This window comes from Rhodospira trueperi (assembly GCF_900101965.1).
In the GTDB taxonomy this organism is placed as follows: domain Bacteria; phylum Pseudomonadota; class Alphaproteobacteria; order Rhodospirillales; family Rhodospirillaceae; genus Rhodospira; species Rhodospira trueperi.
The window spans coordinates 58478-72275 of sequence record NZ_FNAP01000001.1 but is presented as its reverse complement, the minus strand read 5'-3'; the positions used below and the strand labels follow the sequence as shown (position 1 = coordinate 72275).

The following is a 13798-nucleotide window of genomic DNA, read 5'->3' as shown; positions in this document are numbered from 1 at the left end:
AGGCGACCGCCAGCACGGCGCGTTTCGCAAACGGGCTGTTGCCCCGTGACCCGCCCTGATGTAGCAGGCTGAGGCTTCCCTGTGCCCCCCGCGAGACCGCCTTCATGACCCTGACCAATACCGCCCCGCCCGCCGCCGCGCGATCCTGGTTGACCCCGCGCGATCCCGCCCGCGCCACCCTCGCCCTGATCGCGATCACCGCGATCATCCGCGTCGGGCTGGGCGTGTTGATGGATTATGGCAACGGCGAGTCCTATTACCTCGCCACCGCGCGAGACCTGCACCTCAGCTATTTCGACCAACCGCCGCTGTTCCTGTGGATCGGCTGGGCCATGGTGCACCTGACCGGCAGCGACGACCCGGCGATCATCCGGTTGCCGTTCATCGCCCTGTTCGCGGGCACCACATGGGTCCTGTTCACGCTGACCCGCCGCCTGTTCAGCGCCGAGGCTGGGTTCCACGCGGCGTTGCTTCTCAACATCTCGGCCGTGTTCACCATCAGTGTCGGGGGATGGTTTCAGCCAGACGGGCCGCTCATGCTGTTCTGGTTGCTGACGGCCTGGATACTGGCGCGGTTGTTGCTCGAACCCGCTGAGGGCGCGCGGGCCTGGGGCTGGTGGCTGCTGGCGGGATTGTGTCTCGGGCTAACGCTGCTGTCGAAGTATCACGCCGTGTTCCTGATCGCGGGAGCCGGTTTGTTCGTGCTGACCCGTGCGGAGCAACGGCGCTGGCTGCTCCATCCGGCCCCGTATGCGGCGCTGATGCTGGCACTGCTGATCGCCTCACCCGTGCTCGTTTGGAACGCCCAGAACGACTGGATCTCGTTCGCGTTCCAGGGCGGCCGATCCGTGGAAAGCGTCGGCATCCGCCCGGAATGGCTGCTGCGTAGCGTGATCGGACAGATGACGTGGCTGCTGCCCTGGGTGTGGTTGCCCATGATCTGGGTGTTCGTGCGGGCTCTGGCACGCGGTCCCGGCACGCCGCGCGATTGGTTCCTGGTCTGTCTGGCCGTCGGCCCGGTCGCCTTCTTCACCGTCGTCGCGCTTTGGGCCCCGCTGGGGTTCCATTTCCACTGGCAGGCCCCCGGCTACCTGATGTTGTTCCCGCTGCTCGGACGGCTGGCGGCCGACGGCCTGGACCGGCGGCCGCGCCTCGCCAAGACATGGCTGACAGGCTCGGTGGCGGTCACGGCGCTGGTCATTGTCGTGCTCGGCAGCCACATCGCCACCAATTGGATTGCCCGCGTGGTGCCGCTGGACAAGGACCCGACGCTCGAGGCCCTGGAATGGCGCGCCCTGCGCGATGATCTGAGGGCCGAAGGCCTGCTGGAGCGGCCGAACACCTTTGCCGCCGCCGTGCATTGGGTGGAGGGCGGCAAGGTGGACAGTGCGGTGGGCGGCGCGCTGCCGGTGGTGGTGCTGTCCAATGACCCGCGTAACCTTGCCTTCACCCTCGACCTGACCAGGGCCGAGGGTTGGGACATGCTGTTGATGGGGGCCGGACGGCGTTTGAAGGACCCGACTGCCCGCTTTGCCCAGTCATTCGACAGCCTGGAGCGGATCGACACCTACACGCTGCGGCGGGGCGGAGACGTGGTCGTGACGGACATCCAGGCCTGGCTGGGACGCGGCTTCTCGACGCGGCACGAGATCCGTTTCGACGGCGCCGACCCGGACAGCTATTTCGGAGACGGTTGGGGCGCCTTCAGCCCCGACGCCAAGGGCCGGGCCATTGCCGCCCCTCAGGCCACGCTTCGCATCGACGTCGAGCCACGGGTCGGCTATGGCCGACTGGACGTGCGAGCCCGATCCGTCAGCGGCCAGCAAACGCTCACGGTGACGTGGCGCGGCCGTCCCGTCGGGCGCTTGGTGTTGCCCGACGACGGCGCGGCCGTGGCTTTGGAGGCGACACTGCCGGGCGTCCGTCGCGTGGGACATCATCAAGTGGATTTGACCCTGATCCCGGAACGCCCGGGGGTCGTGGTGGAGACCGTCGTACTGGAACCGGTCAGGACAGGCTCCCCCTGACAAAAACCGGTTGCCCGGAAGCGGAGTTATTGTGCCGCTCGGAGTGCCCGCACCTCCTCAAGGGTCAGTTCGGTCGCCCTGGCGATCTGCTCGTCCGTCAGCACACCCAGATCCAACAGGTTCCAAGCCAGACGCAGCATCACCGCCTGCCCGCCTTCCTTCAGGCCCTGCTGAAGGCCCTGCTGAAGGCCGTGTTCAAGCCCACGCCGGGTCGCGTCCTCGGGCGACGTCCATTCCGACAGGGTGGCGGACAGTGCCTCCCTCCAGGTCTCGTCGTCCGGCGTGGCCTTGCGCACGATGACGCGGTCGCCCTCGACGGCGAACGTCAGCGTCTCCCCGCCGCGCAGGCCGGCGGCCTTGCGGATCGCCTTGGGAAGGGTCATCCGGCCGGAGGCCGTCAGCCGGGCGAGTTCCATCACCGTGTCCTTGTGTCCATTGTGTCCACACGCACCGCGCCCCCCACCCAATCGGCAAGCGGAACGGTCGGGGTCGCGCGCCCGACCCACCTTGCACCGGCGCCGTCCATGCCTTAGGTCAGACCAACCATCCCATCCGACGACACCCCCTGCCGCCGGTCCAGTCCGGAGCCCCCGCCCGTGAGAAAACGCTCGACCGAGATGCCCCCCGAGACGCCCGACGGCATCCGGGGGGACGGGCGGGTGCTGCGCCGGTTGCTGCCGCACCTGTGGCCGAAGGGCGAGCCGCGCCTGAAGGCGCGCATGGTCGCCTCGATGGTGCTGCTGCTGCTGGCCAAGGTGGCAACGGTCACGGTGCCGATCTTCTACAAGGATGCGGTCGACGCCCTGTCGGTGCCGACGACCATCGCGGCGGTGCCCATCCTGGCCATCCTCGCCTACGGCCTCGCCCGTGTCAGCGTCATCCTGTTCAACGAACTGCGCGACCTGGTGTTCGCCCGGGTGGTCGAGCGCGCCATGCACGTGGTCGGCCTGGACACCTTCCGCCACCTGCACGCGCTGTCGCTGCGCTTTCACATGGACCGACAAACCGGCGGCCTGTCGCGCGTGATCGAGCGCGGCACGCGCGGCATCGAGATCGTGCTGCGGCTGTTCGCGTTTCGGGCCGGGCCGGCGGTCATCGAACTGGTGATGGTCTGCGGCATCCTGTGGTGGATGTTCGACTGGACCTTCGCCGCCGCCATCGTCGTCACCATCGCGCTGTACATCGCCTGGACCCTGGCCGTGACCACGTGGCGGCTGGAGTTCCGGCGCACCATGAACCAGCACGACGCCGAGGCCAACACCAAGGCCATCGACAGCCTGCTGAACTATGAGACCGTCAAGTACTTCGGCAACGAGGAGCACGAGGCGCGCCGCTTCGACCGCGCCCTGACGGCCTACGAGAACGCCGCCGTCAAGTCGCACAGCTCGCTGTCGGTGCTGAACATCGGCCAGGGCGCCGTCATCGCCGCCGGCCTAGTGGTGATCATGGCCATGGCCGGGCGCGGCATCGTCGCCGGCACCATGACGCCGGGCGACTTCGTGCTGGTGAACACCTACCTGATGCAGTTGTCGATCCCGCTGAACTTCCTCGGCATGGTCTACCGCGAGATCCGGCAGGCGTTGGTGGACATGGAGATCATGTTCTCGCTACGCGACCAGCCGCCCGAGATCGCCGACAAGCCGGACTCGCCCGACCTGACGGTGACCGGCGGCACCATCCGCTTCGAGCGGGTGCGCTTCGCCTATGGGCCGGACCGCGACGTGCTGCGCGGCATCGACCTGGAGGTGCCGGCCGGGCGTACGGTGGCCATCGTCGGTCCCTCCGGCGCCGGCAAGAGCACCATCGGCCGCCTGTTGTACCGCTTCTACGACGTCACCGACGGATGCGTGACCATCGACGGTCAGGACGTGCGCGAGATCACCCAGGCGTCGTTGCGCCGGGCCATCGGCGTGGTGCCGCAGGACACGGTGCTGTTCAACGACTCCATCGGCTATAACATCGCCTACGGCAATCCTGCGGCTGACCAGCACGAGATCGAGCGGGCGGCCAAGCTGGCATCGCTGCACGACTTCGTCCGCATGTTGCCCGCCGGGTATGACACCATGGTCGGCGAGCGCGGCCTGAAGCTGTCGGGCGGTGAGAAACAGCGTGTGGCCATCGCGCGGACGATCCTCAAGGACCCGGCCATCCTGCTGTTCGACGAGGCCACCAGCCAGCTCGACAGTCATACGGAAAAAGACATTCAGGCGGCGCTGCGGCAGGTCTCGTCCGGACGCACCACCCTGGTCATCGCCCACCGCCTGTCGACGGTGATCGACGCCGACCGCATCGTCGTGCTGGACGAGGGCCGCGTCGCCGAGTCCGGCACCCACCAGGAGCTTCTGGCCCTGGGCGGCCGCTACGCCGCGCTGTGGCACAAGCAGCAGGAGACCCAGGCGCTGGAAGCGCGACTGGAGCAGGCGGCACGCGACCCCGACACCGATCACGAACTGGCACGCCCGACCAACGCCTGAGCCGGCGAGAATCCGGGCACCGGTCATTGGCCTACCGGAGAGACCGGGTTACCATGCACCCCATCCGGCGGTCGTCCGCTCGCGGACGCCGCGATTCCAAAGGGGGTTGCCCATGCGCCGCACCGCTCCGTTCCTCCGTTGCCGCACCGGATCCGTCCAACCCGCCCGACCGGTTTCACGTCTTCGGCCGGGAGTCGCGTCGGCTCTCCTGGTTGTGGGCCTGAGCCTGGGCATTGCCGCCACGGGAGCCCCGCCCCGGGCGCACGCAGACGAGTCCGTGACCCTGCCGGCGGACCTGCCTCCCCTGCCCGTGCTGGATCCGTCGCTCGACCCTGATCGGGACACCGGCCGCATCGCCCGACTGGTCCGGGCCCGCGTCGTCGGCATGATCAAGATGCTGGGCTCGTTGACCGAGGGCGACATCATCGCCACCGACGGTCCGATCACGGCCACGGAATTGCCGGAAGGCGGCGCCCGCGTGCAGTTCACCGACCTGACGGTGCTGGCCGGATCAAGCACGGGTGATCCGATCACGATTGCCTTCGGCGATATCCTGGTCGATGCCGCGAATGGCGCGGCAGGTCGGGTGACGTTCCAATCCAAGGTGGCGGGGCCGATCGTCATTTTCCATCAGGGGACCCGGGTCGCGGAGGTGACCATGGAGGCCCTGGACCTTGAAGGAGAGATCAATCCCGAGTTCCCCACGATGGGGCAGGACGAGATCACGGTGCGCGGGATGTCGATGGAAGTCGAGGACGACATGCGCGACCCGCTGCGGATCACGCTGGCCGAAGGGACCGCCAGCACGCGCTCCGGCATGGCCGACGACGGCACCCTGGAAGCAACCGTCACTCTCGACGGAAACGCCCTGGGCTTCGCGCGCGGTCAGCATGATCCCACCGTGTCCATCGGAACCCTGCGCAGTGAGAACACGTATGATGGCGTGCCCGGCGCCTGGACGGACGTTCTTACGCTCATGACCTCGCCTGACCGGCTCGCGCCGATCCAGGAAACAACCGCCGTCGTCGGCCGGGTCATGGCGCAGAACGAATTGGGCAATAATCTCTCAAAGAACACGGCCCAGGACATCGAGATCTTCCTGTCCCCCAACGAGTCGATCACCATTGAAAGCATCACCTACGACATCGAGATGGACGAACCGATCAACGAGGCGGCCCACGGCTCTTCGACGTTCGCGCTCGACAGCCTGCGCACGCGCGGCCCCGATCTGCCGATGGCGGTCGATCTGGGAGCCCTGCGCATGACCTTCGAGGGCGAAGGCCTGGATGTGCCGCGCCTGCGCGGCTTCATGGCGGAAACCATGGAATGGGCTTCTGAGATTCCGATGGACCCGGAAAAAGTCACGCCGCAGATGGCTCAAGACATGGAAACCCGCGTGCTCGACGACATGATCGGATTGATCCGCGATCTGGAGATCGGTAAGGCCGAAACCGACGTCAGACTGTCCAGCCTGTCGGTTCGAGAGGGACGCACGCCCGTGTTTTCCCTGAACGAGGGCGCCATCAGCGGCGGCTGGGAAGAGAAGACCGACGGCCTGCTCGACGGCCCGAGTTCGATCATGGTGCGGGGCCTGACCGTCACCGACCCGAGCCTCGGCATGCCTTGGAGCGTGGGCTCCGCGACGCTGGACAGCCAAACCCGCGACCTGGATCTGAGGGCGCTGCGGGAACTGGTCGTTCTGTTCATCCAATCGGCCGACAGTCCCACCGGCGCTCCCGATCCGCAGGCCGTCGCCGCCCTCGCCGACTCGATGACCGTCGCCGGCGGACAGCTCACGATCAATCTTGAGGGGATTGCCCTGGGCACCGAAATGCGGCCCATGGGGGGGCTGGGTTCGGCGGACCTTTTCTTTGAACTGGAAAGCGCCGAGCCCGGCGACCCGGTGGCCGATGCCCGGCTGACATTCGAGATGGGCGGCCTCGACCTTGGCCAGATGGCCGCCCGCACGATGCCCCAGGACCTGATTCCGCAAACGGCGTCGCTGGTCCTGCGGGGCGCCTCGTTGCCCGTGCCCGGTCTGGTCCGCCAGGGCATGATGACGCCGGCCGACCCGCTGGCGGCGGATCGGGCCATGGAACAGGCCCTGATGGCCATGCTTTCGGTGCACCAACCATCCCTGACCCTGGAATCGCTGGCGGTCGACGCGCCCTCTCTCGGGATCCAGGGCGAGGGTGATGTCACCCTGCGCGAGCCGGGCCCGGAGGGCGTCGATGGCGGCATGTCCCTGGTCGTGCGCGACCTGGACCGGGCCATGACCCTGTTGCAGGAACAGGTCCGCGACAACCCCGCCCTTCAGGAACCGCTGATCGTCCTGCTGGGGCTGCGCGGCATGGGTCGGGCCGGAGGGCCGAACACGCACGTCTACGACATTGAGCTGTCCCCGACCGAGGGCGCGTTGGTCAACGGCACGCCCATCGGCGCCCTGCTGATGCAGGCGCCCCCAGGGCCGGGTCAGGGGCCCGGGACCGCGCCGATGGGACCGCAAACGCCGGATGACGACAAGGCCGAACGCAAACAACAGCGCCAATAGGACGGGCCGAGGCGATTCGACGGGCGGTTGGCCTTCGGGCCGCCGCCTGCCGGTTCCGGCCCGTATTCATGACGAAGATGGTCGGAAACCCGCGCCGAGAGACAGATCCTTGCTTTCCCACATCACGCAACAACATTATTGTAACGCTCTGTTTCGGTTTTCATCCGCGCCGGATGGAGAAAAGCCGGAGCATGACGACTCTGATCGTGCCAATCGGACATGACGCGTCATCCATCAAACCAGCGTACTGACGGCTGACGTGCCATCGCCCGTTCAGAAACGCCCGAGACATAGAAACCCGAGGGAGGGACAACCTCATGAAACAGTTCGCCACCACCCTGGCCACCGCCGGCGTCGCCCTGGGCTTAGCCCTGACCGCCCCGGCCGTCGCCTCGGCGGCCTGCGACGATGGCGAGATCGTCATCAAGTTCAGCCACGTCACCAACACCGACAAGCACCCCAAGGGCATCGCCGCGTCGCTGTTGGCGGAGCGGGTGAACGCCGAAATGGACGGCACGGCCTGTATGGAGGTCTACCCGAACTCGACCCTGTACAATGACGACAAGGTGCTGGAGGCCATGCTGGCCGGTGACGTCCAGCTCGCCGCGCCCTCGCTGTCGAAGTTCGAGAAGTTCACCAAGCAGTTCCGCCTGTTTGACCTGCCGTTCGTGTTCGAGGATATCAACGCCGTCAACCGCTTCCAGACGTCCGAGCACGGTCAGGCGATGCTGGATTCGATGCAGCGCCGGGGTCTTCAGGGCCTCGCTTTCTGGCACAACGGCATGAAGCAGATGTCTGCCAACCGGCCGCTGCTGGTCCCCGAGGACGCCAAGGGGCTGAAGTTCCGCATCCAGCAATCCGACGTGCTCCAGGCGCAGTTCGAGGCCCTGGGCGCCAACCCGCAGAAGATGGCCTTCTCCGAGGTGTACGGCGCGCTGCAGCAGGGCGTCGTGGACGGCCAGGAAAACACCTGGTCCAATATCTACGGTCAGAAGTTCTTCGAGGTGCAGGACGGCATCACCGAAACCAACCACGGCATTCTCGATTATCTGGTCGTGACCTCCACCGAGTGGCTGGACAGTCTGGAGCCCGAGGTGCGTGACCAGTTTCTGACCATCCTTCAGGAAGTCACCGAGACCCGTAACGCCGAGTCCTATGCGGTCAACCAGCGCAACAAGGACCTGATCGTCGAAGCCGGCGGCACCGTGCGCACGCTGACCCCCGAGCAACGTGCCCAGTGGGTCGAGGCCATGAAGCCTGTGTGGGAGCAGTTCGTGGATGACATCGGACAGGATCTGCTCGACGCCGCCGTGGCGACGAACGACGCCGAGTAAGCAACACCCGACGTCCGTGACAACCGGTGGCCTGGCCCGACAGCCGGGCCACTGTCACGTTGGGCGGAACGATGTGCTGCGATGCAAAATGAAGGGGACCCTCGAATCGTCCCCGACCAAGGGGAGGACGCGGCCATGCAGGGAACGGCGGCGGATCGGCCGACCAGCCTCATCGACACCATCGAGCGGGTTGGCATCGCCACCGTGCTCGGTCTGATGACGTTGGTGACCTTCGCGAACGTGGTGGCGCGCTACGTTTTTAACTCGAACGTCCTCTGGGCGCTGGAGACCACGGTCTTCCTGTTCGCTTGGCTGGTGCTGCTGGGCGCCTCGCACGGCGTTAAGATCTCGGCCCACATCGGGGTCGACCTGATCCTGAACCTCCTGCCCGCCGGCTTGCGGAAAGCCATGATTCTGCTGACGGTAGGGCTGTGCTTGACCTTCAGCATCCTGTTGTTGATCGGCGCGTTTCAGTACTGGTGGCCGTTTGCCACTAAGCAATCCTGGTACGAGGTTAACGATATTCCGATGTTTTTCTTCCCCGGCCTGATGGCCGACCTGTTCAATTATGGGGAAGAGTACGAAAAAATGCCGCGATTCATTCCCTACGCGGTACTCCCCCTCGGTCTATTTCTGCTGACGCTGCGCTTCCTCCAGGCGGGCTGGGAAATCATGACCGACCGCCGACACATGCTGATCGCCAGTCACGAGGCCGAGACCGAAGACATGGCGGCACAGATGGCCCTCGAGACCGGCGACAGCGAAACGAATGCCCCGCCGTCCCCAAGCCGCGACAGGGAGGGCTGAGGCCATGTCCGTCGTCCTTCTGTTCGTGATGGTGATCGGCTTCATGCTCATCGGCGTGCCGATCGCCGTGTCGCTCGGCCTGTCCAGCACCATCTTCCTGCTGGTCTATTCCGAAGCCTCGCTGGGCTCCATCGCCCAGACCCTTTTTTCCGCCTTCGATGGCCATTACACGCTTCTCGCCATCCCGTTCTTCATTCTGGCGTCGGCCTTCATGTCCACCGGCGGCGTGGCCCGGCGCATCATCCGCTTCGCCATCGCCTGCGTCGGCCACTTCAAGGGTGGGCTGGCCATGGCCGGCGTGTTCGCCTGCATGCTGTTCGCGGCGCTGTCGGGCTCGTCACCGGCGACCGTGGTGGCCATCGGAACCATCGTCATCGCCGGCATGCGCCAAGTGGGGTATACGCGTGACTTCGCCGCCGGCGTCATCGCGAACGCCGGCACGTTGGGCATCCTGATCCCGCCGTCCATCGTGATGGTGGTCTACGCCGCGTCTGTGGATGTCTCCGTCGGCCGCATGTTCCTGGCCGGGGTGATCCCGGGATTGATCGCCGGCCTCATGCTGATGATCGGCATCTATATCATCGCCCGCATCCGCAACCTGCCGGCGCAGAACTGGGCCGGCTGGTGGGAAGTCGTGGCCTCCGCCCGCGACGCAGCCTGGGGCCTGTTCCTGATCGTCATCATCCTGGGCGGCATCTATGGCGGTGTCTTCACCCCCACCGAGGCGGCCGCCGTCGCCGCCGTCTACGCGTTCCTGATCGCCAACTTCATCTACCGGGACATGGGGCCGTTCACCCACGGCCTGGGTCCGAAACACCTGATCCCGTGGAAGGCCCTCAGCGTGCTGTGGCACAAGGATACCCAGCACGCCCTCTATGAGGCCGGCAAGCTGACCATCATGCTGATGTTCATCATCGCCAATGCGCTGATCCTGAAGCATGTGCTGACCGAGGAACGCATTCCCCAGATGATCGCCGAGGCCATGCTGAGCGCCGGCCTGGGGCCGATCATGTTCCTGATCATCGTCAACATCATCCTGCTGATCGGCGGCCAATTCATGGAGCCGTCGGGCCTGATCGTGATCGTCGCCCCGCTGGTGTTTCCCATCGCCATCGAACTGGGCATCGACCCCATCCACCTGGGCATCATCATGGTGGTGAACATGGAAATCGGCATGATCACCCCTCCGGTGGGACTCAACCTGTTCGTGACGTCGGGGGTGGCGCGCATGCCCATGCTCGATGTGGTCAGGGCGGCGTTGCCGTTCCTGGGCATTCTGTTCGTCTTCCTCATCCTGGTGACCTACGTGCCATGGCTGTCGACCGCCCTGCCCACCGCGTTGATGGGACCGGAACTGATTACGCAGTAGCCCGCGTCCGCCGCACGGTTGCTGTCACGGTGCTGCTGGCCGCTGCCCTTGTGGCGGCCTGCAGCCCGACCGGCATCGCCATCGGCGCCGGGGCCACGGTGGCCACGGCGGCGTCGGAGGAACGCGGCCTGGAGGGCGCCGTCTCCGACGCGGCCATCCAGACCGAGATCAACACGCTCTGGCTGGAGCACGATTTCGATATGTACCGTCGCGTCGATCTGGCGGTACGCGAGGGCCGCGTGCTGCTGACCGGCGCGGCGCCCACGCCCCAGGCCCGCCTGGACGCCGTGCGGCTGGCGTGGCAGGCGGAGGGCGTGCGCGCCGTCCTTAACGAGATCGAGGTCGACGACACCTCCACCCTGGTCGACGAGGCCGCCGATGACATCATCGCCCGGAAGTTGCTGACGCGCCTGCTGCTCGACCGTCGTATCCGGTCGATCAACTACACCGTCGAGGTGGTCAACGGCACGGCCTATCTGTTCGGTGTCGCCCAGGACCGGGAGACCCTGGAGCGCGCCATCTCTTACGCCCGCGATATGCGCGGCGTGCGCACCGTGGTGACGCATGTCAGGGTGAAGGGGGAACCCGAGACCGCGCCCGGCGGAAACGCCCCGCTTCTGTAGGACAGCGACCCGGCGCAGGTGCGCGAGTGCATAGGTCGTCTTGCCCACCGCCGTCCGGCCCCCCGAGGACCCAGAGCGTGGGCGTCGTCATCGCCCGCTACTCACATCTTTCGTAGGACTGAGATGTGCCTGCCCTCAGGTTGTACTTGTCCAATTCCGGGCCGGAAATCGTGATGACATAATCCGGATTGCCGTCGTGCGGGTTGTTCAGGGCGTTCACGCGAAAGAACACGCGGTTGGTGGCCGGACTGTCGTATTTGTAGCGGCCGCGCGCGTAGCCCCAGTTGGTCGGTCCGTCCCGCCACCGGTAGCCGCCGTTGGACATGATGATCAGGGGCGCGCTGTCGCTGTCGCAATCGCCGCCCGACACGTAGGTGCCCGCGAACTGCTCCGGCAGTTCGGCGGTCCAGCCCTCCGCATCGACCGTGCCCTGCCCCGCATAGGAATCGGCGGTCTTGACCGACACGCTGTCGAGCCAGACGACGAGCGCCGCCGAGCCCCCCAGGGCCACGATCGTGCCCACGATCACCTGCCACAGGGGCGGTCCGCTGCGTTCCTCGGGGATCATGGCGTCTCCCCCGGCGCCCAGGGCGTGCCCTTCACGCCCCGGGTTTCGAACCGTTGCACGCGCACCGTCCCGGACCAGTGCGTCTCCGGCAGGGCGGCCTTGCGCAGCAGGTGGGCGAGGAACGTCTCGGGCTCCGGCACCTGCTCCCAAACCTGAGGCAGGAACAGACCGCGCCGGCCCCGGTCCTCCAGGATCAGGCCGTCGACGCCGGGCCGCATCCTGCTCAGCAGATCGTCCCGGTCGGCGAACGGCAACGGCACCGACGGCGTCAGCACCGACACGGAGACGCGCAGGTCGGGCAACTCCCGCTCCGCCACCAGAGGAAAGCGGGAATCGCGGAAGCCCGCGTCGTAGCCGTGACCGTGGACATCCTGGGCCAGTGGCCGGTGCGCCTCCACCGAGCCGATGCAGCCGCGCAGTCTGTCGGTCAGGCGATGGGTCAGGGTGACGAAGGCCGCCCCCGGCGCACAAAGGGCCGGCGGACTCGCGGACAGGTCGAGGGGGCCGGGCGGCCCGCCGTGGTGCACCCCGTGCTCCAGGCCAGTCGCCGCCAGACGTACAAGCGCCGGGCCGTGCGCCTCGACCAGGGCGGCGGTGGCGGCGATGGGATCGTCATTGGCGCCCGCTTCCTCGGACTCGAAAAACGCCCAGGCGCCGTAGCCCACCACCCGGTCCCGCGATCCAGCGGTGTCGCCGGAATTGCGGATATCCAGCCGCTCCACCCGGATGCCGCTGCGCCGCGCCAGCGACAACAGGCCGTTGATGGCGGCGAAACCGCAGGCCTCGTGCGGGCCGATCGCGTTCGGGTTCAGGGCCTCGATGGCGGCGGCGGTGCCGGCGTCGGTGGTCCGGCAGGTCGCATCATCCAGGAAATGGCTGAGATCGGAACTGATGATGACGGCCGTCTCCGGCCCGCCCCACAGGGCGCGCAGGACCGGGGCGACCTGCTCCGGCGCGGCGCGGCCGACCAGCATCGGCACCAGGGAGAACTCTCCCAGCGTGGCCTGAAGAAACGGCAGATGAACTTCCAGGCAGTGTTCCTGAGCATGGGGCGCGTCCGCCACGCCCACGCCCTCAATCCCGGCCAGACGCGCGCGCGCCCAGGCGTGGTCAATGGGCACGTCGCCCAGCGGCGTGCGCCACACGGCGGCGCCCGACAGCGCGATCCCCCTGACCGGCGCCCGGTGCGCCGGCCCGATCATCACCACGCGGCGGATGCGATCGCGTGCCGGCTCCAGGCGGGCATAGGCGCGCGCGGCCACGGCGCCGGAGTAGACGTGCCCGGCATGGGGCGCGATGATCGCCTTGGGCACGGGTGCGTCCGTGGGGCGCGCGGCGCGGCCCTCCTCCAGGTACGCGCTCACCTCGCGGCGCAGACTGGCGGCGTCGCCGGTGTAGAACGTACCGGCGATGGCCGGCGGACGCACAGCGCCGGACGGAGCGGACGCAGCGGCGGCGACAGGCATGGTTCGGCCCCTCCCTGCTGTCGGGTCTGCCAGAACGGTCAGTATAGCCGCCCAACGCGCGAAGCCCAAACGATCCCGGCCGCGCGCCGCAGGTCTCGTTTTGGCTGGGCGGATCATTCCGGATGTCGGTTGACATCACACCAGCAGCAAGTCCTGAAGGGCGGGGATCAGCGGTGGATCGGCCGGCGGCATGGGGTAATCGCGCAGCCGCGCCGCCCGCACCCAGGCGATGTCCTGGCCCTCGCGCGGGGTCGGCCGCCCGTGCCACGAGCGCAGCACGAACAGCGGCATCAGCAGATGAAAGTCGGGGTAGGCATGCGACGCAAACGTCAGCGGCGCCAGACAGGCGTGCCGGACATCCAGGCCCAGTTCCTCGTGAAGCTCGCGGATCAGGGCGCGTTCCGGCGTCTCTCCCTCATGGACCTTGCCGCCGGGGAACTCCCACAGGCCGGCCATCGGCTTGCCCTCGGGCCGGCGGGTCAGCAGCACGCGGCCGTCCCGGTCCACCAGGGCGGCGGCCACCACCAGCACCAACCGAGCGCGTTTGGCCCGGTCGGCCTCCCACGCGGCGCGGTCGAT

General features: G+C 67.3%; 11 protein-coding genes. 7 read left to right on the top strand and 4 right to left on the bottom strand.

Annotation, left to right across the window (positions count from 1 at the left end):
- The first annotated feature begins 104 nt into the window (after positions 1 to 104).
- Positions 105 to 2027, top strand: a complete 1923-nt coding sequence (locus BLS85_RS00340; RefSeq protein ID WP_092780449.1) for an ArnT family glycosyltransferase — start codon at positions 105 to 107, stop codon at positions 2025 to 2027.
- 26 nt (positions 2028 to 2053) lie between these two features.
- Here the strand turns inward: BLS85_RS00340 and BLS85_RS00335 are convergent, their stop codons facing one another.
- Positions 2054 to 2443, bottom strand: coding sequence for an AbrB/MazE/SpoVT family DNA-binding domain-containing protein (locus BLS85_RS00335; protein WP_092780446.1), 390 nt, complete (start codon positions 2441 to 2443; stop codon positions 2054 to 2056).
- Between the two features lie 201 nt (positions 2444 to 2644).
- Between BLS85_RS00335 and BLS85_RS00330 the strand changes: the two genes are divergently transcribed.
- From BLS85_RS00330 to BLS85_RS00305, 6 genes are all read left to right on the top strand, one after another.
- Positions 2645 to 4501 (top strand): ABCB family ABC transporter ATP-binding protein/permease, encoded by a 1857-nt coding sequence (locus BLS85_RS00330; RefSeq protein WP_092780443.1) that lies wholly within the window; start codon positions 2645 to 2647, stop codon positions 4499 to 4501.
- Positions 4502 to 4778: 277 nt separating this feature from the next.
- On the top strand, positions 4779 to 7052 hold the full coding sequence (locus BLS85_RS00325) for a DUF2125 domain-containing protein (protein WP_143027030.1): 2274 nt from the start codon (positions 4779 to 4781) through the stop codon (positions 7050 to 7052).
- A gap of 317 nt (positions 7053 to 7369) precedes the next feature.
- A complete protein-coding gene (locus BLS85_RS00320; protein ID WP_092780437.1) occupies positions 7370 to 8386 on the top strand; it encodes a TRAP transporter substrate-binding protein in 1017 nt (338 codons plus the stop codon).
- 135 nt (positions 8387 to 8521) lie between these two features.
- On the top strand, positions 8522 to 9193 hold the full coding sequence (locus BLS85_RS00315; protein WP_092780434.1) for a TRAP transporter small permease: 672 nt from the start codon (positions 8522 to 8524) through the stop codon (positions 9191 to 9193).
- Positions 9194 to 9197: 4 nt separating this feature from the next.
- Positions 9198 to 10562 carry a TRAP transporter large permease gene (locus tag BLS85_RS00310; protein ID WP_092780432.1) on the top strand — a complete coding sequence of 455 codons (1365 nt, stop codon included), beginning with the start codon at positions 9198 to 9200 and terminating at the stop codon, positions 10560 to 10562.
- A complete protein-coding gene (locus tag BLS85_RS00305) occupies positions 10505 to 11185 on the top strand; it encodes a BON domain-containing protein (protein ID WP_092780429.1) in 681 nt (226 codons plus the stop codon). Before BLS85_RS00310 ends, BLS85_RS00305 begins: the two co-directional genes overlap by 58 nt.
- Positions 11186 to 11282: 97 nt before the next feature.
- On the opposite strand, the gene BLS85_RS00300 is transcribed toward BLS85_RS00305, so the two are convergent.
- The 3 genes from BLS85_RS00300 to mutT all read right to left on the bottom strand — a co-directional run bounded on the left by BLS85_RS00300 (position 11283) and on the right by mutT (position 13798).
- A complete protein-coding gene (locus tag BLS85_RS00300) occupies positions 11283 to 11753 on the bottom strand; it encodes a hypothetical protein (RefSeq protein WP_092780426.1) in 471 nt (156 codons plus the stop codon).
- Positions 11750 to 13219, bottom strand: a complete 1470-nt coding sequence (gene amrB, locus BLS85_RS00295) for an AmmeMemoRadiSam system protein B (RefSeq protein WP_092780423.1) — start codon at positions 13217 to 13219, stop codon at positions 11750 to 11752. Before amrB ends, BLS85_RS00300 begins: the two co-directional genes overlap by 4 nt.
- Positions 13220 to 13354: 135 nt before the next feature.
- Positions 13355 to 13798 carry an 8-oxo-dGTP diphosphatase MutT gene (gene mutT, locus BLS85_RS19760; RefSeq protein WP_425438461.1) on the bottom strand — a complete coding sequence of 148 codons (444 nt, stop codon included), beginning with the start codon at positions 13796 to 13798 and terminating at the stop codon, positions 13355 to 13357.

Bases quoted from the DNA above. Each gene is read 5' to 3' on its own strand.
- BLS85_RS00330 (WP_092780443.1), top strand. From the start codon at position 2,645: ATGCCCCCCGAGACGCCCGACGGCATCCGGGGGGACGGGCGGGTGCTG.
- amrB (WP_092780423.1), bottom strand. From the start codon at position 13,219: ATGCCTGTCGCCGCCGCTGCGTCCGCTCCGTCCGGCGCTGTGCGTCCG.
- BLS85_RS00340 (WP_092780449.1), top strand. From the start codon at position 105: ATGACCCTGACCAATACCGCCCCGCCCGCCGCCGCGCGATCCTGGTTG.
- BLS85_RS00310 (WP_092780432.1), top strand. From the start codon at position 9,198: ATGTCCGTCGTCCTTCTGTTCGTGATGGTGATCGGCTTCATGCTCATC.
- BLS85_RS00305 (WP_092780429.1), top strand. From the start codon at position 10,505: ATGGCTGTCGACCGCCCTGCCCACCGCGTTGATGGGACCGGAACTGAT.
- BLS85_RS00315 (WP_092780434.1), top strand. From the start codon at position 8,522: ATGCAGGGAACGGCGGCGGATCGGCCGACCAGCCTCATCGACACCATC.
- BLS85_RS00335 (WP_092780446.1), bottom strand. From the start codon at position 2,443: ATGGAACTCGCCCGGCTGACGGCCTCCGGCCGGATGACCCTTCCCAAG.
- BLS85_RS00300 (WP_092780426.1), bottom strand. From the start codon at position 11,753: ATGATCCCCGAGGAACGCAGCGGACCGCCCCTGTGGCAGGTGATCGTG.
- BLS85_RS00320 (WP_092780437.1), top strand. From the start codon at position 7,370: ATGAAACAGTTCGCCACCACCCTGGCCACCGCCGGCGTCGCCCTGGGC.